The sequence below is a fragment of the Ruegeria sp. BHSA118 genome (assembly GCF_059613405.1).
In genome coordinates, this window is sequence record NZ_JBXWSM010000004.1 from 1 (window position 1) to 23,242 (window position 23,242).

Annotated in this window: 20 protein-coding genes; 8 read left to right on the forward strand and 12 right to left on the reverse strand. The window is 58.4% G+C overall.

The features are described 5' to 3' along the window. Positions 1 to 1,353, reverse strand: a 1,353-nt coding sequence (locus tag AC2FNN_RS02040) for an ABC transporter substrate-binding protein (protein ID WP_496756250.1), incomplete at its 3' end; no start/stop codon positions are given. Then, positions 1,346 to 3,118, reverse strand: coding sequence for an ABC transporter ATP-binding protein (locus AC2FNN_RS02045; RefSeq protein WP_496756252.1), 1,773 nt, complete (start codon positions 3,116 to 3,118; stop codon positions 1,346 to 1,348). The genes AC2FNN_RS02040 and AC2FNN_RS02045, both read right to left, overlap by 8 nt. A 209-nt stretch (positions 3,119 to 3,327) precedes the next feature. On the opposite strand from AC2FNN_RS02045, the gene AC2FNN_RS02050 reads away from it, so the two are divergent. The 7 genes from AC2FNN_RS02050 (at position 3,328) to AC2FNN_RS02080 (ending at position 11,373) form a co-directional block, all read left to right on the forward strand. Further along, positions 3,328 to 3,849 (forward strand): class I SAM-dependent methyltransferase, encoded by a 522-nt coding sequence (locus tag AC2FNN_RS02050; protein ID WP_496756254.1) that lies wholly within the window; start codon positions 3,328 to 3,330, stop codon positions 3,847 to 3,849. Between the two features lie 18 nt (positions 3,850 to 3,867). Next, positions 3,868 to 4,497: a glutathione S-transferase family protein gene (locus AC2FNN_RS02055; RefSeq protein WP_496756256.1), complete on the forward strand. Its 630-nt coding sequence runs from the start codon at positions 3,868 to 3,870 to the stop codon at positions 4,495 to 4,497. 111 nt (positions 4,498 to 4,608) lie between these two features. Next, complete coding sequence (locus AC2FNN_RS02060; RefSeq protein ID WP_496756257.1) at positions 4,609 to 7,011, forward strand: GcvT family protein; 2,403 nt, start codon at positions 4,609 to 4,611, stop codon at positions 7,009 to 7,011. A 2-nt stretch (positions 7,012 to 7,013) separates the two neighbouring features. Next, positions 7,014 to 8,558: a trimethylamine methyltransferase family protein gene (locus tag AC2FNN_RS02065; RefSeq protein WP_496756259.1), complete on the forward strand. Its 1,545-nt coding sequence runs from the start codon at positions 7,014 to 7,016 to the stop codon at positions 8,556 to 8,558. Next, entirely contained in the window at positions 8,559 to 9,233 is a 675-nt protein-coding gene (locus AC2FNN_RS02070; protein ID WP_496756261.1) for a TetR/AcrR family transcriptional regulator, read from the forward strand. Then, on the forward strand, positions 9,230 to 10,534 hold the full coding sequence (locus AC2FNN_RS02075) for an NAD(P)/FAD-dependent oxidoreductase (protein WP_496756262.1): 1,305 nt from the start codon (positions 9,230 to 9,232) through the stop codon (positions 10,532 to 10,534). Before AC2FNN_RS02070 ends, AC2FNN_RS02075 begins: the two co-directional genes overlap by 4 nt. A 56-nt stretch (positions 10,535 to 10,590) precedes the next feature. Further along, positions 10,591 to 11,373: a hypothetical protein gene (locus tag AC2FNN_RS02080; RefSeq protein ID WP_496756264.1), complete on the forward strand. Its 783-nt coding sequence runs from the start codon at positions 10,591 to 10,593 to the stop codon at positions 11,371 to 11,373. Here the strand turns inward: AC2FNN_RS02080 and AC2FNN_RS02085 are convergent. Next, positions 11,328 to 11,690 carry a DUF3307 domain-containing protein gene (locus AC2FNN_RS02085; protein ID WP_496756383.1) on the reverse strand — a complete coding sequence of 121 codons (363 nt, stop codon included), beginning with the start codon at positions 11,688 to 11,690 and terminating at the stop codon, positions 11,328 to 11,330. The two genes, AC2FNN_RS02080 and AC2FNN_RS02085, sit on opposite strands and share 46 nt — an antisense overlap. A 244-nt stretch (positions 11,691 to 11,934) precedes the next feature. Between AC2FNN_RS02085 and AC2FNN_RS02090 the strand changes: the two genes are divergently transcribed. Beyond that, the gene (locus AC2FNN_RS02090) at positions 11,935 to 14,931 is read left to right on the forward strand and encodes a cyclic nucleotide-binding domain-containing protein (RefSeq protein ID WP_496756385.1); all 2,997 of its coding nucleotides are present in this window, start codon (positions 11,935 to 11,937) and stop codon (positions 14,929 to 14,931) included. 3 nt (positions 14,932 to 14,934) lie between these two features. Here AC2FNN_RS02090 and AC2FNN_RS02095 read toward each other — a convergent pair whose 3' ends face one another. The 9 genes from AC2FNN_RS02095 to AC2FNN_RS02135 form a co-directional block, all read right to left on the reverse strand. After that, positions 14,935 to 15,222 (reverse strand): ArsR/SmtB family transcription factor, encoded by a 288-nt coding sequence (locus AC2FNN_RS02095; protein ID WP_496756386.1) that lies wholly within the window; start codon positions 15,220 to 15,222, stop codon positions 14,935 to 14,937. A 111-nt stretch (positions 15,223 to 15,333) separates the two neighbouring features. Continuing rightward, positions 15,334 to 16,566 carry a mandelate racemase/muconate lactonizing enzyme family protein gene (locus tag AC2FNN_RS02100; protein ID WP_496756266.1) on the reverse strand — a complete coding sequence of 411 codons (1,233 nt, stop codon included), beginning with the start codon at positions 16,564 to 16,566 and terminating at the stop codon, positions 15,334 to 15,336. Positions 16,567 to 16,585: 19 nt separating this feature from the next. Next, positions 16,586 to 17,680: a Zn-dependent alcohol dehydrogenase gene (locus tag AC2FNN_RS02105; protein ID WP_496756268.1), complete on the reverse strand. Its 1,095-nt coding sequence runs from the start codon at positions 17,678 to 17,680 to the stop codon at positions 16,586 to 16,588. Between the two features lie 82 nt (positions 17,681 to 17,762). After that, positions 17,763 to 18,962 (reverse strand): TCR/Tet family MFS transporter, encoded by a 1,200-nt coding sequence (locus AC2FNN_RS02110; RefSeq protein ID WP_496756270.1) that lies wholly within the window; start codon positions 18,960 to 18,962, stop codon positions 17,763 to 17,765. Positions 18,963 to 19,062: 100 nt separating this feature from the next. Then, positions 19,063 to 19,776 carry an alpha/beta fold hydrolase gene (locus AC2FNN_RS02115; protein WP_496756271.1) on the reverse strand — a complete coding sequence of 238 codons (714 nt, stop codon included), beginning with the start codon at positions 19,774 to 19,776 and terminating at the stop codon, positions 19,063 to 19,065. A 12-nt stretch (positions 19,777 to 19,788) separates the two neighbouring features. Continuing rightward, complete coding sequence (pcaD, locus tag AC2FNN_RS02120; RefSeq protein WP_496756388.1) at positions 19,789 to 20,577, reverse strand: 3-oxoadipate enol-lactonase; 789 nt, start codon at positions 20,575 to 20,577, stop codon at positions 19,789 to 19,791. A 59-nt stretch (positions 20,578 to 20,636) separates the two neighbouring features. Next, positions 20,637 to 21,611, reverse strand: coding sequence for a threonine ammonia-lyase (locus AC2FNN_RS02125; RefSeq protein WP_496756273.1), 975 nt, complete (start codon positions 21,609 to 21,611; stop codon positions 20,637 to 20,639). Next, positions 21,608 to 22,438, reverse strand: a complete 831-nt coding sequence (locus AC2FNN_RS02130; protein ID WP_496756275.1) for an alpha/beta fold hydrolase — start codon at positions 22,436 to 22,438, stop codon at positions 21,608 to 21,610. Before AC2FNN_RS02130 ends, AC2FNN_RS02125 begins: the two co-directional genes overlap by 4 nt. Further along, positions 22,438 to 23,124 carry a haloacid dehalogenase type II gene (locus tag AC2FNN_RS02135; protein WP_496756277.1) on the reverse strand — a complete coding sequence of 229 codons (687 nt, stop codon included), beginning with the start codon at positions 23,122 to 23,124 and terminating at the stop codon, positions 22,438 to 22,440. The genes AC2FNN_RS02130 and AC2FNN_RS02135 overlap by 1 nt, the downstream gene beginning before the upstream one ends. Between the last annotated feature and the right edge of the window lie 118 nt (positions 23,125 to 23,242).

Here is a 23,242-nt window from a genome sequence, read left to right on the forward strand (position 1 = left end):
CATCGGACGGCCGTCAGGCAACAGGCGAATGCCGTTCTTGTCGCGCTGATCCAGACCCGCCTCATCCAAAAGTGCATTGGCCTGATCAATATCGTATTGCGCCCAGGCCGCGGCGTTTTCTTCACTGTAGAAGGGTGAGGCGGGAAGAACCGAGTTCGCGGCAGGGTGTGCGAGTTTGAAGTAAAGCGCCTGGTTGATGGTCTGCCGGTCGATGGCCAGCGACAAGGCGCGCCGAACACGAGCGTCCCTCAATACATTGCGCCAGACGTCATCAGAGAAGTTCAGGTTCGGGTAGATCGCGACCTGCGAGGCCACGCCGGTTTTCCACAACAGCGTTTTGTATCCGCCCTGTGCTTCGCCTTTCTTCAGGATCGACGCGTCCCGGAAGGCAAGGCCACGGCCTTGCAGGTCGCTTTCACCGGCGTTGGTCTTGGCAGCAACAAGACCGGGGGCGACGATCTCCATCTCGACCACGTCAATATAGGGAAGTTGCACCCCCTTGCTGTCGATGCGGTGATAATAGGGGTTCCGCACAAAGCTGTGACGGATTTTCTTGCCCGAGCTGGCGTTCTGCCATGGCTGCAACGTGGGAAGTTCGTGGTTGTCGAACTTGTAAAGATTATCCAGTTTGTTGTGCAGCGCCGCCCAACTTTTGACCCGGGCATCTTCAACCTGAAAGGCAAGCTCTTCCGCGTCCGCGTATTTCTCGTGATACTGTTTCAGAAAGGCGGCCGGCCGGTAAATAAACGGCGGTCGTGCTTGCGCCAGAGATTGCAGGAAATCCGGGTTGGGGTCATCCCATTCGAAGATCACAGTGGTCTCATCAGGAAATGTGACCCTGGGGGCTTTGCCTTCGACGATCAGAAAATCAGGTGGGCCAGACGGGCTGAGCAACTCGTTGTTGGCGACGTCTTCCCACCAATAGCGGAAGTCTTCCGAGGTAAAGGGTGAGCCGTCCGACCACTTGTGCCCTTCGCGCAGTTTCAGGGTGAACTTGCGATTGCCATCGTTTTCATACGAGGCCAGCAGGTCGGGCACCAATTCGTAATCTTGGTTGAACCCGACCAGCCTTGCATAGCCATAGACAACCATCTGCCGGATATCTTTGGACCGCGTGACCATGGTGCGCAGAGTGCCGCCCGGTTTCCCGAATTCTCTTCCTTTTGCGGCCGTATCAACAATCAGAGGGTCCTTGGGCAAACGCTCCTGCACTGGCGGAAGATTGCCGCTTTCAACCTCGGCGCTCCAGAAGGCGCTTTCCTGAGGTGTCGGGATTGTCTCTGCCGCGGCGGGCAGGGTCCCTGAAAACGCCAGCATTGCAGCCAGCAGCAAAGGGCGAATGGTATTAAACATGGCAACGTACCTTATGGCCCGGTTCCAATTCCACCAATGAGGGTATCACGGTGTCCGAGAAACGAAAGGCTTCATCCCAACTGTCCGGCGCGCCGGCACCCAGAGAAACCAATTGAAGGTCAATCGGGCGATTGATGTCGGGTTCGGGTTGAGCGGCAATCAGCGCCTTGGTGTATGGATGGCGCGGATTGTAGAAAAGAGTTTCGGGCGGTGCCTGTTCGACGATCAGACCCCGCCGCATGACGGCAACTTCGTCAGCGATCCGTGCGACAACGGCCAGATCATGTGAGATGAACAGGTAGGACAGGTTCAGGCTGTCCTGCAAGTTTTCCAGCAAGGTCAGGATTTGTTCCTGAACAGACACATCCAACGCCGAGGTGGGTTCGTCACACACGATCAACTGCGGGTCCAGCATCATGGCGCGTGCCACGGAAAGGCGTTGTCGCTGGCCTCCGGAAAACGCGTGCGGATAGCGTTTGAGCATATCGCCCGTCAGGCCGACGCGCTGCAACATCTCGGCGGCCTTGTCACGCTGTTCGGCTGTTGTGCCGATGCGGTGGATTTCCAGTGGTTCGGTCATGGCGTCCTGGATGCGCATCCGCGGGCTGAGCGAACTGTAAGGGTCCTGAAACACCATCTGTGCGTTGCGCTGAAACGCTGTGCGCTGGGCTCGGGTCATGTTATGCACTGTGATCGGGTCGGCGTCGGGGGCGGTGCGAAACAGGACTTCGCCACCGGGATCGGGCAATTCAGCCCCCAGGGCGATGCGGGCCGCTGTCGTCTTTCCCGATCCGCTTTCACCGACAATTGCCAAAGTCTTGCCGCGCGCCAGATTCAGGTCGACTCCACGGCAGGCATAGATTGCTTTGTCGGACTGCCATCCTTTGCTGGACCGCATGGTGTAGGTCTTGGACACATCCTTCATCTGAAGGATCAGATCCGTGTCGGGCATCGGTATGCCCACCGCATCCTGATCCGGTATTTCAGGCGCGGCATCAAACAGCTGCTTGGTATACGGGTGTGCGGGCGCGGTCAGGATCGGGGCGGCGGGGCCGGCCTCCATGATACGTCCCTTGTGCATGACGACGACCTGCTCGGCCATGTTGGCGACGACACCCAGATCATGAGTCACCAGAATGAGCGCCATGCCGGTTTCACGCTGCAATTCCTTGATCAGGCCCAGAACCTGTGCCTGGGTGGTCACATCCAGTGCGGTGGTCGGTTCGTCCGCGATCAGCAATTCGGGTTTGGACACCATTGCCATGGCGATCATGGCACGTTGGCGCATACCGCCTGACAGCTCGAAAGGGTACGAGTCATAGGCCCGCTGTGGATCCGGGAAACCGACGCGTTCGAATTGCGTCAGAACCTTTTTGCGTGCTGCAGACTCGGACAGCCCACGATGCAGCCACAAAACCTCGCTGACCTGATTGCCGATCTTGTGCAGCGGGGACAGTGATCTCATGGGCTCCTGAAAGATCATTGAAACCCGATTGCCGCGGATGTCGCGCAGCTCACGTTCGGACACTGTGGTGAGCTCGCACATGCCTTTGGAATCGTTCAGGGTAATCGTGCCGCTTCGAATCTGCGCCGTGCGGGGCAGGATCCGCAAGGCGGCGCGGCATGTGATTGTTTTTCCCGATCCCGATTCACCGACCAGGGCAAGCGTCTGTCCGGCTTCGACATCGAAGTTCACATCCGTGACCACGGAATTGCCCGTACCAAAGCCGATGCTGAGGTCTCTTACGGACAACAACGCGCTCATGCGGGTTTTCCACCCGTTTGACCGTTCGATGACATCGGTTGCTTCAACTCCCCGTGATTTTTTGTTCAGTGTCGCGCGGTTCCGCCCGTCTAGTCAAACCCGTTCTTGGGCCGAAATGTCGCGAAATCGTGAAACTATGGGCTTCGTCGCTACACAAAGTCTTGAGATTTTGCCATCAAGGTCGGCATCGGGCGCATTTATGCTCTCGAATGGTATCAAGGAGATATTTTCCGGTGTCCGAGAATCAAAGCCGTCTGGATCTGTTCATTGATCGCATGGTGTCACAGCGCGCTTGTCTGGATCACGCAATCCGGCATACTGCGGGCATGACAGGTCCGGTGTTCGAATTGGGTTTGGGCAACGGGCGTACGTATCACCATCTTGTGCAGCACATGGATGGTCGCCCGGTCTATGTATTCGAACGCGCGGTGGCCTCGCACCCCGACTCGACCCCGCCCGAAGATCGCGTGATTCTGGGCGATGTGCGGGATACCCTGCCTGCATCGGTTGAACGGTTCGGAGCGTCAGCCAGCCTGATCCACGCGGATCTTGGCGGGCACAATCGCGAAAAGAATGACAAATTCGCGCGGTTCGTATCTCCGCTCATCGAGCCTTTGCTTGCTCCGGGCGGGTTGATGGTCTCAAGTGATCGGATGTATTTCGACGGGCTGACCGAGATGCCGTTGCCCGAAGGCGCCGTCGAAGGGCGCTGTTTCATCTATCGCCGCTGACGGAAAAGAGGTAACGGCATGATTTTCTATGATTGCTCCACTGCTCCAAACCCTCGTCGCGCGCGGATGTTCATTGCCGAAAAAGGGTTGGAAATCGAAACGCGTGAGGTCTCGATTGCGAAAGGTGAACAGTTGAGCGAAGCCTTTCGCGCCGTGAACCCCCGGGCCACGATCCCGGTTCTGGTCACGGATGACGGAACCGTTCTGACGGAAAATCTGGGCATTGCGGCTTTTCTGGAGGCACAGTTTCCCGAACCGCCTTTGATGGGCCGAACCCCCGAAGAAAAAGGTTTGGTTCTGATGTGGAATGCAATCGTCGAACATCAGGGCGGGGCACCGATTGCCGAGGCTTTGCGCAATGGCCATCCCGCCTTCAAGGACCGCGCCATTCCGGGCCCTTCCAATCATGCGCAGATTCCCGAACTTGCGCAGCGTGGGCGCGAGCGTGTGGCATCCTTCTTTGAAATGCTGGAATCACGTCTGGCGGACAGCCCGTTTGTGGCCAGTGACGTGTTTTCCCTGGCGGATATCTCGGCTTTTGTTTTTGTCGATTTCGCCCGCGTCATCAAGATGCGTATCCCGGAAGACAACGCGGCCACCCTGGCGTGGTTTCAAGCTATCCAATCTCGTCCAAGCGCAAGCCTGTAAACCTGCCAAACCGTGCCGGGTTGCGTTGTGGTCAGCACTGTACATAAATGTCTAGACAGATGTGAACAGTACTACTAGCGTCTCCTCAGATTCTGTTCAGGGGAGGTCGGGATGAAATCCCAGTATCGCGTCGTGGTCATCGGAGGAGGCGTTGTCGGGGCCTCGGTTCTGTATCATCTGGCCAAGTTTGGCTGGTCGGATGTGGTCATGTTAGAGCGGCGGCGGCTGGCGTCTGGGTCGTCCTGGCACGCGGCGGGCGGCATTCATGCTTTGAACGCCGATCCAAACATGGCGTCTTTGCAGGCCTATACCATTGATCTGCTCAGCGAGATCGAGAAGGAATCAGGCCAGAATATCGGCCTGCACATGACCGGTGGTCTGACGCTGGCCGGAACCCCCGAACGGTGGGAGTGGTTGCAGGCCAATTACCGCATCTTCCAGTCCATCGGCATCGACGATTGCGAGTTGCTGAGCCCGCAAGAGGCGCAGAAACGCTGCCCGATCATGTCCACCGACGGCATCTTGGGCGCGATGTGGGCCGACCGCGAAGGCTATATCGACACCACAGGCACCGTGCAGGCCTATGCCACCGCCGCGAAAAAGCGCGGGGCGGAATACTACGAGGAAACAAAGGTCGAGGAACTGATCCAGACGGCGGATGGCTGGCAGGTGGTGACCGACAGGGGCACGATCACCTGCGAACATGTGGTCAACGCCGCCGGTTTGTGGGCCAAGCAGGTGGGGCGCATGGCTGGGGTCGAACTGCCGGTCTCGCCGCTGAAGCACCACTATCTGATCACCGACACAGTGCCCGAGGTCGCGGCGGCCGATTTCGAGATGCCGATGACCGTGGATCTTGAGGGTTTCACCTATATGCGGCAGGACCAGAAGGGTGTTCTGGTCGGAATCTACGAGGTCGATCACGAACACTGGGCCATGGACGGCGCGCCGTGGAACTATGGCGAAGAGCTGTTCCAGGAGCAGCTGGACCGCATCGAAAACGAGCTGATGCTGGGGTTCGAACGCTATCCGGCGATCCAGAACGTGGGCATCAAGACATGGGTGAACGGCGCGTTCACCTTCTCGCCCGACGGCAACCCTCTGGTCGGTCCGGTGCCGGGCAAGCGCGGCTATTGGACCGCCTGCGCGGTGATGGCCGGGTTCCTGCAAGGCGGCGGTGTCGGCAAGACGCTGGCCGAATGGATGATCCATGGCGAGCCCGAGGCCGACGCCTGGCCGATGGACGTGGCGCGCTATGGCGACTTTGCCCAGAACAAACGCTATATCCGCGAGACGACGGGGCAGTTCTATTCCCGCCGCTTCGTGATGACCTATCCGAACGAGCAACTGCCCGCCGGTCGTCCGCTGAAAATGGCACCGGCGCATGATGCGATGACCGAGGCAGGGTGCAAATGGGGCGTCAGCTGGGATCTTGAAGTACCGCTTTATTTTGCGCCGAAAGGGTTCGAGGAAACCCCGACGCTCAAGCGTTCGAACGCGCATGATATCGTGGCCGAGGAATGCAAGGTGATCCGCGAAGGGGCGGGCTTACTGGATATTTCGGGCTTTTCGCGGTTCGAGGTTTCCGGTCCGAACGCAGAAGCCTGGCTTGACAATGTCATGGCCTCGAAACTGCCCGCACCGGGTCGTGCGAAACTGGCCCCGATGTTGGGTGAGGATGGTCGGCTGAAGGGCGATCTGACGGTGCTAAACTGGGGCGACGGGACGTGGTGGATCATGGGCAGTTACTACCTGCGGGCCTGGCATATGCGCTGGTTCGACGATCACATGATGGATGGCGTCAATATCCGTGATCTGGGCGAGGAATACTGTGGCTTTGCCGTGGTCGGGCCGAAGTCACAGGCGGTTGTCGAAAAGCTGGCGGAACAGGATATCTCGGGCTTGAAGTTCATGGGGTGCGGCGATTTCGATATCGGCCTCGTGCGCGCCCGCGTCGCCCGCATGTCGGTGACCGGAGAAAAGGGGTACGAGATCAACTGCCGCTATGGCGACCACATCAAGCTGCGCCGCATCCTGCTGGAAGCGGGGGCCAAAGAAGGCATCCGCGAATGCGGGTTCAATGCGATGCTGTCCACGCGGCTTGAAAAAAGCTTTGGCATCTGGTCGGCGGAATTCACGCAGGCCTATACACCGGGCATGACCGGAATGGATCGCTGGATCGACTGGGACAAGGACTTTGTTGGAAAGGCGGGCACGCTTGCCGAACGTGACGGCAAAGGCCCCGCGCAAGTTCAAGCGACACTTGAAATTGATGCTCTGGACGCAGATGCCAGCGGATACGAACCGGTCTGGGCCAATGGCGAACGCGTCGGGTTCGTAACCTCGGGCGGCTACGGGCACTATACCGGCAAGTCACTGGCGATGGCCCTGATCGATCGGGACAAGGCGGAACCGGGTACGGAACTGTCCGTCCACGTGGTGGGCGTTGAACGTCCGGCGCGTGTGATCGCGCCGTCGCCTTATGACCCCGAAGGCAAAGCGATGCGAGGCTGATCATGACTGTTGCAGAGCGCGGGCGCCGACGGCGGGGGCGGGGGGCTGAAGCCGCCCCGCAGCCCGGTCGCGATGTGAACTATCGCCAGCTCAGGAACCCTTTCCCACAGATGGAAGTGTTCCCGGCCGATCAAATCGCGGATATGCATGACACCGCCTTGCGGACACTGGAAGAGTTGGGGGTAAAGACCCTGCTTCCCGAGGCGCGGAAACTGTTCAAACAGGGCGGCGCGCGGGTGGATGAAGACACTGAGATGGTGTTTATCGGGCGCGAGATGGTTGAAGCCGCGGTCGCGTCAGCGCCCAAATCCATCGCCTGTCGCGCCGGCTCGCGGCGTCGCGATTTTACTCTCGAACTGGGCTCGCTGGTGTTTCAACCCGGAGCCGGCGCGCCGAACGCAACCGACCTTGAGCGTGGTCGGCGCCCGGCGACGGGTCAGGATTATCTGGAGTTTCTGAAGCTCACGCATCATTTCGACGTGTTCCAGATGATTTCGCCACAGGTCGAGCCGCAGGATGTGCCGACCCATCTGCGTCATTACTTCACGACGCGGGCGCAGATGGAACTGACGGACAAGTTTCCGTTCTTCTTTTCGCGTGGAACCCCGCAGGTGATGGACTGCTTTGAGATGCTGAGCACGGCCCGCGGTCTTTCGGATGATGAATTCCGAGGCAATGCGCATTGTTACACGATCATCAACACCAACAGCCCACGCACATTGGACATCCCCATGGCGCAAGGTCTGATCGACTTCGCCCGCCACGGTCAAATGTCGATCATCACACCCTTTACCCTGATGGGGGCGATGGCGCCGATCACCGTGGCCGGGGCAATCACCTTGTCTCATGCCGAGGCCCTTGCCGCGCTGACCTTGACGCAGCTGGCCAGACCGGGCGCTCCGGTTTGTTATGGCACGTTCACCAGTAACGTGGACATGAAATCCGGCGCGCCCGCCTTTGGGACGCCGTCGCACTTTCAGGCATCACTGGCTGCGGGCCAACTGGCGCGGCATCTTGGTTTGCCCTGGCGGTCGGCTGCCGGATCGGCGTCAAACATCAACGATGTACAAGCCGCAAACGAGAACCAGTTTGGCCTGTGGGGATGCCTTATGGCCGGGGCAACGGTGATCATCCACTCTGCAGGCTGGTTGGAAGGCGGGTTGACGGTTTCCTTCGAAAAGCTGGTCTGCGACGCGGAAGTGCTGAACATGGTCGCCGAACTGTGCGCAGGTGCGCAGGCGGGGCCGTCCGAGATCGGGTTTGAAACTGCATTGAGTGAGGTTGAGCCCAGTGGCCACTTCTTTGCATCAAGCCAGACGATGGAGCGCTATAATACTGAGTTCTATCAACCGCATGTCCATGACTACGCCAATTTCGGCACCTGGTCTGAGCGTGGTTCGGTGGACGCAAACCATCGGGCAACGGATGTTTGGAAAGGCATTCTGAACGACTTCCAGGCTCCGGCTGTCGACAATGATCGGACGGGTGATTTACAGGACTTCATTGCCCGTCGTACCGCCGAGGGCGGCGCCCCACCGGAGAGTTGAATGAGCCCGAAACCGATCCTTCATCGCGATGACCCCGAGGCCGAACCATTGGTCGGCAACATCAAGGTCACGCGTGACGACTGGCTGAACGTGGCGATGGATGTGCTGATTTCGGACGGGGTGGACCAGATCAAGGTCCTGAATCTGGCCGAACGGATGGCAGTATCGCGGTCGTCGTTCTATTGGTACTTCAAATCCCGGCAAGAGCTGCTGGATGCATTGCTGGCGCGCTGGCAGGCCACCAACACAGCCGCCTTGGTCGCGCAGGCCGAAGCACCGGCCGAGACGATAACGGCGGCCGTCTGCAACGTTCATCGATGTGTAGTGAACACCGATTTGTTCGATACTGCGCTGGATTTTGCGGTACGTGACTGGGCGCGAAAATCAGGCAAGGTGCGGCGTATGCTGGACCAGTCGGACGCCCGCAGGCTGGAAGCGCTGCACGCCATGTTCGCCCGCTACGGCTATTCCGAGATCGAAGCCGAAACCCGGGCGCGCGTGCTGTATTACATGCAGATCGGTTATGATCTGGCGCAATTGAACGAACCTATCGAGATGCGGCTGTCGATGGTGCCGCATTACCTCTACGCCTTCACAGGTATCAGGCCGAAACCCGAGGAAGTCGAAGAATTCAGCGCCTATTCCCTGCGCTTTTGGAAAGGAAACCAGTCATGAGCCACCCAGACGCAATCATCATCGGAACTGGCGTGATCGGCGCGGCCATTGCGTTCGAGATGTCCAAGGCGGGATGGAAAACCCTGTCATTGGACCGGAATTCTCAGGTCGGGCACGGTTCTACCGCGGGGTCCTGCGCAATTATCCGGATGCATTATTCCACATTCGATGGAACCGCGTTTGCCTGGGAAGGCTACCACTACTGGCGCGACTGGGCCGAGTATCTTGGCTTGCCGGAAGACGCCAACCTTGCGCAGTTCCGCGAAACCGGCTGTCTGGTCATGAAAACCGAGGCGAACGGGATGCTGGAAAAGCACATGCGCAATTCGTCCGAGCTGAATTGCCCGTTCGAAGAATGGTCAGATGAAAAAGTGCTGGAACGCTTGCCGGTCTATTCGCTGGACAGCTTTGCCCCCGCGCGCCGTATGGACGATCCTGAATTCGGTCAGCCCAACGGGCGCAAAATGACGGGCGGGGTGTACTGGCCTCAGGCGGGCTATGTCACCGACCCGGCCCTGTCGGCTCAGAACCTGATGGATGCCGCGAAGCTGCATGGGGCAGAGGTGCGTATCGGCGCTGAAGTCACGGAAATCCTGACCGAGGGCGGGCGCGTTTCCGGCGTCAAGCTGGCCTCGGGTGAGGAAATCCATGCGAAGGTTGTGGTCAATGTGGCAGGACCTGGTTCGTCGATCATCAACAAGATGGCCGGCGTTCTGGACGATATGACCATCAAAACCCGGCCCTTGCGGCAAGAGGTCGTGCACGTTCCAGCCCCTGAAGGGTTCGATTTTGAACACGACGGAACCATCGTTTCGGACAGTGACATTGCCTGCTATTGCCGGCCGGAACACGGCAATCACATCCTTGTCGGATCTGAGGATCCGGAATGTGATCCGCATCAGTGGTGCGAGGACGATGTGAACTACAATCGTGAATTCACCGATCAATGGACCACGCAGGCCATGCGATATGCACAGCGTGTGCCCAGTCTTGGTATTCCATCAAAAACGCGGGGCGTGGTTGACCTGTATGATGCGTCTACCGACTGGATTCCGATCTATGACAAATCCAGCCTGCCGGGGTTCTACATGGCCTGTGGGTCAAGCGGAAACCAGTACAAGAACGCGCCGATTGCGGGCAAGATGATGGCGGCACTGATCGACTACTGTGAAGGTGGCGCCGATCACGACGCGAAACCGTTGCAGTTCGAATTGCCATACATCAAGCGGACAATCGACGTGGGCTTCTACTCGCGCAAGCGCCCGATCAATGAGGAAAGCAGTTTCTCGGTTCTGGGCTAGTCGCGTTTCGCAAACGGTCTATGTCGTGTGTGGCTGTCAACAAGCCCGACCCTGACATGACCGACCGAAAGACCACCGTATTGATCCTTGGCAGCGCCCCATCGACGCTGGAGGCGCGGGCATGGTCGCGCGCGCCTTTCACGCATATCGTCGCCATTAACAACGCGTGGCGCATCCGAGAAGACTGGGATTACCTGATCCATCCCGAAGACTTCCCGGCAGAGCGCCGCCCTGAAAATGTTCTTGGTACTCAACACATAGTCACTGCCGACGAATATGTCCCAAGACAGAATGACTATGGCGGGTTCGTCTATGCTGGCGGAACGATGGCTTTCACGGCAGGCTATTGGGCTTTGTCAGCCCTGAAGCCGGATGTTCTGGCTTTTTCCGGCTGCGACATGATGTATTCAGGATCGGGGCGAACACATTTTTACGGAAACGGCACGGCGGACCCTTTGCGAGAGGACGTGACACTGCGTTCGCTTGAAGCCAAGGCCGCACGACTGGGGCTTTACGCAGCCGCTCAGGGGTGCAGAGCCGTGCGGTTGTCCAGCGCGCAAAGCCGGCTGGTATTTCCATCCGTCAACATATCTGACCTGACCGCCGCACCGCTTCCCGATATTGCAGCCATGCACAGTGTGCAGCGAATTGAAGATGATCTTGGATATTATGTTGCCTCGGGTCGGTATTGGGAAGTTGAACACCGGTTCGACCCTGCTGCGATTGACGCATTAGATCGGATGTGGCTTAGGGCCTATCGGCTTGCCGTATCGGAAAATGTGAGCTGGCACCGTCAGGCGGCGGCGAAGGTAACCCAGGCCCAAACCATCGCCACATAAGTCAGGTTGTGCATCAACTGATCCAAACCGGCGGCGCGCCAAAACGCGGGTTGCGTTGGCTCAAGTCGTTTTTTGTCTGAATAGCTGGCCTTAATGTAATCGATATTGAAATGGATGAACCATTCCAGCGCCGCGATAATCAAAATAAAAGACAACGGCGCGCCGAACACCAAAAAAACGACGACAGAGCCCACAACATGCACAGCGGCATGTTGCGCGCGTCCCAAGTGAAAATACTCACCCCGACCGGAAAGCATCTTCGGTGTCTGGAGGTAGTAGTCAGCGAACATATGCTTGATCAGCAAAAGACAAAGCATAAGAAACACTGCGCCAATACTGGCAGTCAAAAGAACCCTCCCGATATCGTTCTGCCGCCAACATTAGGCAATAAAACGGGCACGCGTAAATGAACTAGTTCACATTCGGTCAAGAAATTTTCCAAAAGGGAAAAATTTGCTTATCCTGTCTGGATGACATTTGATTCATGCTGTTGAAATTGCATGCATTACGTTTAATTCACGTCGACGGTCAGCAGCAGGGGCAGGTTCCATAGAACGCACAATTTTCCGCTTTATCTGGAAATACTCCAAGCGCGAACAGCTGATCTTGCTGGCCGTGACGGCGACACTGTTTCCTTTGCTGTACCTCACACTTGAGTTGCCAAAACGAATAATCAATGACGCGATCGGTTCGTCCACCTCAGAGGTGACGGTCTGGGGTTATTCCATGTCGCAGACCAATTTTCTGATTGTTCTTTGCTTTGCCTTTCTGGTGGCCGTGCTGTGCCACGGCCTGATGAAAATGCGCATCAACACCATGAAAGGTGTGCTGAGCGAACGGATGCTGCGGCGCTTTCGCTATCAGTTGATCAGCCGGGCGCTGCGCTTTCCTCAACCCTATTTCGAGCGTGTCAGCCAGGGTGAAATGGTGTCAATGATTACCGCCGAAAGCGAGCCGATGGGCGGCCTGATGGGCGACGCGATCAGCCAGCCGGTACTTCAGGCCGGGCAAATGATCACCATACTTTCCTTCCTGTTCCTGCAAAGCGTCTGGTTCGGGCTGGCCGCCGTGGCGCTGATACCCTTGCAGGCCTGGTTGATCCCCAAGCTGCAACGCCAGATCAACCTGCTGAACAAAAAACGCATTCAGGAGGTTCGGGTTCTGGCGGCGCAGATCGGCGAGAACGCGGCGGGCGCGTCCACCCTGCGGACCAATGGCGGCTGGCGTTATCGCCGGTCGATGATCTCGGAGCAATTGGGCCGCCTGTTCGGCATCCGTTTCGATATCTATCAAAAGAAGTTTTTCATGAAATTCCTGAACAACTTCATCTCGCAGCTTACACCGTTCATGTTCTATCTGGTTGGCGGTCTGTTGGTGCTTCAGGGCTCGGTTTCGCTGGGGGCGCTGGTTGCCGCATTGGCTGCGTACAAGGATCTCAGCTCTCCCTGGAAGGAGCTGCTGACCTATTACAACCAGACCCAAGACATGTCGCTGCGCTGGGATGTGGTCATTGACCGTTTTGCCCCGGCCGGAATGCATGATGAAACCTTGTTCGAAGGTGAACCTTCCGAGTGGCCGCACCTGAACGGCGACATCGTGCTGGACCACGTTTCGGTGCGTGACATGGATGGCAATCAGGTGCTTGATGATCTGGACCTCAGTTTTCCTGCCGGAAAGACAATTGGGATCGCCGCACCCAGCGAGGAAGATCGACGCGCTATCGGCGAATTGCTGACACGGGAAATACGTCCCAGTGCTGGCCAGGTTCGGATCGGGGATCAGAAACTGGCCGAGGTGCATCAGGCGGTTGTCGCCGCACGTATCGGGTATGTCACATCACGCCCTGTCATGTTTCAGGGCACGCTGGGCGACAACGTGATGATGCCGATGCGGTTCAAACCGCTGACTGACCCGCCGGACGATCCGGATTTTCTCGAAACTCTGAGGGCGGGAAACAGTGCCGACCCTTTCAGGGCGGACTGGCTGGACCCAACTCTGGCCGGCTTTCAGGACGCCGCGGAACTGCGTGCCTGGTGGTTGCAGTTGATTGATGGAATGGGGTTTGGCGCAGCGCTGTTCCAACGGGGCGCCGAACAAAGTTTCGATGCGGCCGAGCATTGTGAACTGGCAAAGAAACTGATCGAGCTGCGCCCGGTCGTGCAGAAGGCGGTTCGGGATGCCGGGCTGGAACAACAGGCGCTTGTCTTTGACCGGAACACCTATAACGCGGCCCTGCCTGTGGCTGAAAATCTGCTTTTCGCAACGCCACGTGTTCCTGTGACACAAGCTTTGCTTGCGCAACAAAAGGTCTTTCTCGGACAGTTGCGTGAACTGGGGCTGGACGAGACATTGATCGCGTTGACCCGCGACGTGATCGACATGCTGCGCCAGATCTTCGGGATGGATGGAACCGACCACCCGTTGTTCCAAAAGCTTGGTCTTGATGCAAGAACCTATGAAATTGCGGTGGATCTGGTGGACCAGACCCGCAAAGAAGGTTCGGACGGGCTGGATGACGAACAGCTTGCCAACATGTTGGCGGTGCCATTTGTGATCTCTGCCGAACAGATCGGACCTGCGTTCACGGACGAACTGAAGGATCGCATCCTTGAACTCCGGCACAGCCATTCCGAGAAACTGATGGAGCGTTTGCAAGATGTCTTCGTTCCATTGGATCCGAACGTCTTTGCGCCCGGATTGACGGTCATGGAGAATGCGCTGTTCGGAAAAGTCAGCCAGATTGGCGGTTCCCGTTCGGATGAAGCCCGCAAGGTGATAGTCGATGTGTTGGCTGAAAACGGCGCGCGCCCATTGGTCACAGAGCTGATCTATGATGTGCAGGTCGCTTTGGGCGGTCAGAATCTTCCGGCGGTGTTTGCCGAACCCTTGGCCTTTACCCGTGCGACGATCAAGAAACCTGACATCCTGATTTTGGAAAACGCGCTGGCTAGCTATGACATGAAAACGCAGGTGGCGGTCTATAAACGGCTCCGTGAACTGCTGCCGGACACCACCGTTGTCTATCTGAATGATCAGTTCGAAAATCCCGGTGCATTCGACATGTATGTGGAAATCCGGCAAGGTCGTGTGGTCTCGGACGGAGGGCCTGTGGCGGTGGAGGAAGACAGTGCAGCATCGGCGGATTTGACGCGGAAACTACGCGCTCTGGAACAAACCCCCTTGTTTTCGGGTCTGGACCGGCGTCAGCTGCGCCTGCTGGCCTTTGGTGCGCGCTGGTTTGAGGCCGTGCCGGGGCAGGTGGTGTTCTTGAAAGATGACCAGCCCACCGACGGTGCCTATGTGGTGCTGGAGGGCGAAGCAGGTCTGTACCTGCCGCAAGAACAGGGGCCTGACCAATTGATCACCAAGGTCGGGCCTGGTGCTTTGGTCGGAGAGCTGGGCCTGATCAGAAAAGAACCTCGTGCGCTGAGCATGGTGGCGGAAACCCCGCTTTCCTGCTTGCGGATCGGTGAAGAAGAATTTCTTGCCGTTGTGGAAAACGATGCGGCGACCGCATTCAAGCTGTTGCAGGTTATCGCCGGCTATGTGTCCAATTAGAGATCAGCAGTCCGTGTTGCAGAACAAATCATAAAGCAGGCGGATCACTTGTTCCGTGGCTCCGTCGCGCAATGAATAATAGACCGTTTTGCCTTCCCGGCGCGTCGAGACCAACTCTTCCTCGCGCAGACGCGCCAGCATCTGGCTGACTGCGGCCTGCCGCAGCTGAAGCAGCTCTTCAAGTTGGCCGACGGATTTTTCACCACCACCAAGATGGCACAGGATCATCAGGCGCCCTTCATGTGCCAGTGTTTTGAGAAATGCAGCCGCGCGTGCAGCATTGTCTTTCATGTCCGGCAGAGCGTCTGTTGTGTGTGCCTGAGCTTCGGTTTCGTTAAGTGCCACTTTCTGACCGTCGTATCGCGTTTGTGATGCCAATATGCATTAAGGCCACTGGCATTGTCACCCCTCGGTTGCCGGGGCGCCCCCTTGAAAAGCGTTGCCTTCAACGTAATTGCATGGGTCCTCCTGCATTTGCAGATGCAAACCGTCGCCGTCATATGGGTGCGCGCGGGCCAGATCTTCATCGACATCGATCCCAAGGCCCGGAGCATCCGGGGCTGCGACGAAGCCATTCTCGACCCGGATCGAGCCCTTGATCAGTTGATCGTGGAACGGTGTTTCGATGCTTTCCAGAAGCAGCAGGTTGGGAATGGAAGCCGCCAGTTGAATATTGGCGGCCCATTCCACCGGGCCGGCATAGAGGTGCGGTGCCATCTGCGCGTTGAAGATCTCGGCCATGGCGGCGACTTTCTTCATCTCCCAGATTCCACCTGCGCGTCCCAGGGCCGGTTGCAGGATTTCGGCGGCTCCGGCGCGCAGGACCGCTCCGAATTCGGCCTTTGTGGTCATCCGTTCTCCGGTTGCAACCGGAATGCGTACATTGCGCGCGACGCGGGCCATGTCCTCGATATTGTCCGGCGGTGTAGGTTCTTCGAACCACAGAGGTTGGTATGGTTCCAACGCCTGCCCCAGCCGAATTGCACCGGCTGTGTTGAACTGGCCATGGGTACCGAACAGCAGATCGGCCCTGTCCCCCACGGCCTCGCGGATCGCCTTGCAGAAGGCGACGGACATGGAAATGTCGCTCATTGCGGGCATGTGGCCGCCGCGGATCGTATAGGGGCCGGCCGGGTCGAATTTCACGGCGGTGTAGCCACGGTTTACCATTTCCGCCGCCGTTTCACCGGCCTGTTCGGCAGAGGTCCAGAAGTCGTTCAGATTGTGCTGGGGCAGGGGGTACAGGTAAGTATAGGCCCGGATCCGGTCATTCATCCTGCCGCCCAGCAGCGCATGCACCGGTCTGTCGCGATCTTTGCCCAGAATGTCCCAGCAGGCGATTTCCAACCCCGAGAATGCGCCCATCACCGTCAGGTCCGGGCGCTGCGTAAAGCCGCTGGAATAGGCGCGGCGGAACATGAGTTCAATGTTTTCGGGGTTTTCTCCCAACATATGCCGGTCGAACACATCCTGAATGACATGACGCATCACTTCGGGGCCCACGGACGAGGCATAACATTCACCCCAGCCCGTGATGCCGGTATCGGTCGTCACTTTGACAAGTATCCAGTATCGCCCCCCCCAGCCCGGAGCGGGCAGGGCGGTGACGATGACGTCGAGATCCTGAAGTTTCATCCCAATTCCTTTCGGTGGGTCAGGTCCTGTCGAACAGGATCACATTTCGCTTGGCCGATCCGGTTTTGGTGTCGGCGATGGCCTCGTTGATCTGATCCAGAGACCAGCGGCCCGAGATCAGCTCGTCCAGTTTCAGCCGCCCCTGTTTATACAGGTCCACCATCCAGGGTATGTCGCGCTGAATGACCACGTCGCCCATTTTCGACCCGACGACACCCTGACCCAGGGCTGCCAATACAACGGGTTCATAGCTGGCCATGTCACCGGAATGTGGCATCCCGATCATGATCGCCTTGCCGCCGCGCCCAAGATAGCGCGGAGCCTGATCATAAGCGGGGATCGCGCCGACAGTGATCAGAACGGCATCGGCACCGCGCCCCCCCAGCGCCCTGTATGCGGCTTTCCATGGTTGATCCAAGCTGGCCAGGACGCCATGGGTTGCGCCGAACTCTTTGGCGATCTCAAGCTTTTCTTCGGTCATGTCCACGGCCACGATCCGCCGCGCGCCTGCAATCCGCGCGCCTTGAATTGCGTTCAGGCCGACACCGCCCGCCCCAATGACCACCACGTCCTGACCGGGGCGCACGCCCGCCGCATTCACCGCAGCGCCGACCCCGGTGATCACGCCGCAGGACAGCAGGCTGGCCAGTTCCTTGGGCAGGTCATCCGGGATTTTGACGATCTGGCGGTGGCTTACCACGACCTTTTCAGCAAAGGCCCCGCATGCCATCGCCTGTTCGAGCGGGCCGCCATCGCCTGTTTTCAATGGACCTTTGACAGTGTCGTAGGGTGTTTCGCAAATTGTCGGTTGCCCGCCTGCGCAGGCAGGGCAAGACCCGCAGGCGCGGATCAGGGTGACCACCACAGGGTCGCCGACCTTGAAACCTCCCGCTGCCTCTCCGACCGCGCTGATCACGCCTGCGGCTTCGTGCCCGTAAACGGCTGGCAGGAACCCTCCCCATGCGCCGTCTGCATATGAAATGTCCGAATGGCAGATGGCCACGGCATCCAGCGTCACCTCGACCTCGCCCGTGCCGGGGGGGGCCAGATGAACGTCTTCGATCACCAGTGGCTCGCCAAATGCCCGGCAGACTGCGGCTTTGATTTTTTGCATGTTTTCCCTCACTCCCGTTGGGTTCACGGTGGCGCGGGAAAAGGCGGCTCGCAAGGCAGAAACCGCCATTTGCGTGTCGTTGTTACGCTACGACAGGCCTGGACCGTCTGAACAGAAGGAACCCTGCCAGCATCAACAAGAGTGCCAGCAGAAAAGGGGCGCCGGGCAGGTAGAGCGGGGTGTCAGGTCGAATGAACTGCGCGAATACGCCGGTCATCACCAAAGGTGAGATCACCATGGAAAGCGCATGCAACGCAGTCAGGACACCTTGCAACTCACCTTGCTGCGAATCTGGTGTGGCCCGTGACATCATTGCCTGAAGGGCGGGCGTGATGACCGCCCCTATGGCGGAAATCGGAATGAGAAGCAGTGCGATCAGGCCGTTGGTCAGAAAAGCCAGAATGGCGAAACTTATGATTTCAAAGATCATGCCATAGATGATTGTTGCCCGCTCGCCCAAAAGCCGGATGGCCGGGCGGATCAGGCCGCCTTGCACGACGGCCATGCCGATACCATAGATTCCAAGGGACAGGCCGATCATCTGCGCGGACCAACCGAAGCGCTCGGTCGTGAAATAGGACCAGATGGCCGGATAGACATAGATTGAAACCGAATACAGGAAGTAGCCCCACAGCATCGGCCGGATGCCGGGCAATGATGCTATGGCGCGAAGCGAGTTCACCGGATTTGCGCGTCGCAGGTTGAAGGCACGCCTGTTTTCATCGGTCACCGTTTCGGGCATCACGAAATATCCGATGCAGAAGGTCAGCGCCGCCAAAGCCGCCGCAGCCCAGAACGGTGCACGGGTTCCAAATTCGCTTAGCAATCCGCCGATCACCGGACCCAGAACGAACCCCACGCCAAATGCCGCGCCCAGAAGGCCGAAATTTGCCGCCTTGTCTTTTGGGTCGGACACATCGGCCATGAAAGCCGCCGCTGTCGAATGGGTGGCCGCCGTGATGCCGCCGACGATACGTCCGACCAGCAATAGCCAGATACTGCCCGCCATGGCCATGACGACGTAGTCCAGCGCCATGACGAACAAGGACACCAGCAATACCGTTCTGCGCCCGTAAGCATCGGACAGGTTTCCCAGAATGGGTCCGAAGATGAATTGCATCGCGGCAAACGCCGTACTCAGCACACCGCCCCAGATTGCGGCATTGGCCAGGGTACCGCCCTGAACCTCGACAATCAGTTGCGGCATGATCGGCATCACAAGACCAATGCCCATGGCATCGATCATGACGATGCCGAGGATGAAGAAAAACGGCAGACGCATGGAACCTGAACACATGAGTTGTGAGCGGCACCCTAGTCATGCTCGACGAATGAGGGAAGGGGCAGTTCCGCCCGACAACCCATGTCGTTGCGGCAGGTTGCTAGAGTTTGCCTGCCAGTTCGGACAGAAGCTCAGCCAATTCCTGCGGATGTGAAAAAAACGGCGAATGCGAGCTGTCGATTGTACGACGAAGGTTTTTGGGAACGCAGGCGCTCATGTCTGCCTGGTACTCGGTTGGTATCGTGTGGTCATCGGTTGTTCGGATATAGGCCTTGGCGACCTTGGCAAAGCGCGGACCGACAGGCAACGGTGTTTCTTGTGGGAGGATGGCTTGCGGACACAGGCGCGCGTATGCGTATGGCAGGATGTCGTCCGGGCAATCGTGATAAAACAGCTGTGGGATCGCATCCACGGACACGGTATAGGAAAGCCCGTCCGCAGATTTTTCCACTGCGTGCGCAATGGTTTGCCGTGGCCCGCGCCTGCGCATTTCCGCCATCGAAAGGCCATCCCGGGGGACATAGGCACAAAGGTAAATCAAGGCGCGCATCGCATCCGGGCGGGCCTCGGCCGCTGCGCTGATCGGAAAGCCGGCCCAGGAATGGCCGACGACAATCGTATCGGGTTTACAGGCGTTCAAAATGGCATCGCGGCAACTGTCCAGCGTGACGTCGGTCATCGGCGTGGGGTCTGCACCATGGCTGGGCATGTCGATGGCGCGGGCGGAATGGCCCAGGGCTTCCAAAGCAGGGATCAGGTCGCGCCAGCACCAGGCGCCGTGGCAGGAGCCGTGGACCAACAGGAAGGACGCCATTGTCATTCTCCTTCAGACATGTCCGATTTCGGTCAGAAATCCGGTCAGGATTTCTGCGTATTCCGCGGGTTTCTCAACGCAAGGCAAATGTCCTGCGCGGCGGATCAGCCGAAATCGGGATCCGGGAACAAGATCAATCGTTTCGCGCACCAGATCGGGCGGGGTCGATCCGTCTTCGCAGCCCGCAATCCCAAGCGTGGGCAGGCGCAGGCCGCTTGTGGGGGTATAAAAGTCGGTACCGGCAATGGCGGCACAGCAGCCCAGATACCCTTCGACTGGTTGGCTGACCATCATATCGCGCCAGGGCAGGTGATTTTGGGCGCGGCGGAATTCACGTGAGAACCAGCGCTCCATCGTGGCATCGGCCAGAGCCTCTATCCCGCCCTTTCGCACCGCCTGAATACGCTCTTGCCAGATCGAAGGCGTGGCGATCTTGGCAGCGGTGTTCGACAGCACCAGCGCACGAATCTGGTCCATGCGTTTGACCGCCAGCCCCTGCGCGATCATCCCGCCGATGGACAGGCCGACAAAAACGCAATCGCGAACCTGAAGGTGATCCAGCAACGCCTCGGCATCCCGCACCAAAGCACCCATCGAATAGGGTGCAGGAGGCACCGAGGATTGCCCGTGCCCACGCTTGTCATAACGGATGATGCGCAGCCCGTCGGGCAGATATGGCAGCACCGCGTCCCAAAGATGCAGGTTGGTTCCCAGGGAATTGGCAAACACAATGGGTGCACCGTCCGTGGGGCCGTCGATGCGATAGTTCAGTTTCACGTCGCCCAGATCAGCGATCATCATGACAAAGGTCCTTGTCGTCATGCGGTCCTGATGCAATTTGCACAGCTTTCGCACCCATGTCAGGTCAGGAATTCCAACGCCTTAGCAAAAATTTCCGGATCGACATTCCCGCCCGATGTGACGACGATCACGTCGTCGCCTTCGATCTCGTCGCCCCGGAAAAGGGCCGCGGCCAGGGCTACGGCGCCGCCGGGTTCCAACACGATTTTGAGGCGCAGAAAGGCATATGCCATCGCCTGCAAGGCCTCGTCTTCGGTGACAGAGAGTCCGGGGCCGCAAAGACGATGAAGGATTGGAAAGGTGATATCGCCGGGCTGCGGTGTCAGGATCGCATCGCATATGTTACCCGACGCCGTATTGTTGTTTTGAATGCGACCTGACGCCAAGGACCGTTTGACGTCGTCGAACCCTTCCGGCTCGCAGGGGCGCGCCCGCAAATTCGGCGCGTGTTTCTCCAGCGCCAGCGCAATGCCCGAGGTCAAGCCTCCGCCGCCGCAACAGATCAGAACATCCGCCTGCGAAACCCCAAGTTCCGCCGCCTGCCTGGCGATTTCCAGCCCGGTTGTGCCTTGCCCCGCGATGACTTGCGGTTCGTCATAGGGGCGGATCAGGGTCAGACCACGTTCGGCAGCGATGGCTTCGCCTATTTCCTCCCGTTTTTCATTCGCACGATCGTATAAAACGACTTCGCCGCCCAGCGCGCGGGTGTTGTCGATCTTGAGTTGCGGCGCGTCCGACGGCATGACAATGACCGAGGCAATCCCATGTTTCGAAGCGGCCATCGCAACGCCTTGCGCATGGTTGCCCGATGAATAAGCGATCACACCACGCTTGCGCATGCCCTCATCCAGCGCCGAAATGGCCGACCACGCGCCGCGAAACTTGAAACTGCCGGTATGTTGCAGGCATTCCGGTTTGACCCATATCCGGCGGCCCGCAAGCGTATCGAGAAAGGGCGACGACAGGATCGGCGTTTCGCGAACGTGTCCTTTAAGCCTTTCTGCGGCGGCTTCGATCATCTCAAATGTGCTCATGCGGCGTTCTTCAATACCTTCTGTATCAGGTCCAGTGATTGGGATTCGTTCAGGAATGGAACATGCCCACGATCCGGTACCTCGACCGAGATCAGGTCCGGGTGCCGATGCCGCATCTCGGACAGAGTGTCCGCGCCCAGAACATCGGAATTCGCGCCCCGGATCACTCCGGTGGGAATGTCGCGCAAGGCTTCGAAGAACACCCATAGATCAGGTGCTGCCCCGCTTGCAGCTTGTTCAAGAAGCGCCTTGCGCAGGGCTGGATCATATCGCAGTTTCAGCCCATCTTTTTGCATTTCATACTGAAATTCTGCCTGTTTGCGCCAGGTTTCCAGTGGAACTCCGGGAAATTGTGGCTCCATTACGTGTTTCAATGCGGCGGCGGCTTCATCATAGGTTTTGGCGGTGGGCTGCGCCCCCACGTAGGCCATGATTTTGGCGATGCCCGACGGCTCGATTACCGGCCCCACGTCATTCAGAATTACGGCAGCCAGACGTTCAGGATGGTTTGCGGCCAGTGCCATGGCGATCAGCCCTCCGCGCGATGTGCCCAGAATGGCTGCTTTCGCGATCCCCAGATGATCGAGCAGTTCAATCGCGTCATGGGATTCGCGGATGATATTGTAGTTCATGAAATCGGGATCGTATTCCGAACGCCCGCGCCCCCTGTAATCCATGGCGATCATGCGCAGATCCGAGGCATGAGGCGCAAAAAACGAAAAGTCGCGGCTGTTTCGGGTCAGACCGGCCAGACACAAAAGCGGCGTACCCGTGCCGGTCTCTTCGAAATAGATGCGCCTGCCGTCTGTTGTTATGAATTCTGACATCAGAGACCGGCCAGTTTGGGAATCGAGGTCAGATCGGACAGCACATGCGCAGGTGTCCAGGGAAGGCGATCCATGGGTTCTCCAATCCGATTGACCCATGCGGTCACAAAACCGTACCCGCTGGCCCCGGCAGCGTCCCAGCCGTTCGAACTGACGAACAACACGTCATCGCGTGCGCAGCCAAACCTGTCTTGCACCAGATCATAGACGCGGGCATGGGGTTTGAAGACGCCGACGCTTTCGACAGACAGCACATCATCCAATACATCGCCGATTCCGGCGGATTTCACGGCTCCGTCCAGCATGGGGGGCGAACCGTTGGACAGGATCGCCGTTTGCAGCCCTCCTTCCTTGAGGGCTTTCAGCATGGCCGGAACTTCGGGATAGGCCTGCAATTCCCAATAGAGATCAAGCAGACGTTGGCGCAGTTCCGGGTTGCCTTGCAAGCCTGCGGCCTCAAGAGCCCAATCCAGCCCGTCCTGAGTGACGTCCCAGAAATCCGCATGCGCATCCGCCACGGCGCGCAGCCATGTGTATTGCAGTTGCTTCAGACGCCAGTGCCCCGCGACTGTGGTCCATTTGTCTTTCAGGGCTTCGAAACCCGGCTCGTTTGCCGCCTGTCGGGCAGCCGCGGCAACATCGAACAATGTTCCGTAGGCGTCGAACACACAGGTCGTGATCGCCATTTGGTCCTCCTTTGATTGCGCGCAGGTTGGCACATCGGCGCATGGGGTGAAAGGGCCGAGGGTTTACAACATTTTGTCAACCTATAGGGTTGGCCGCTTAACCCCATGGAACGGCCGG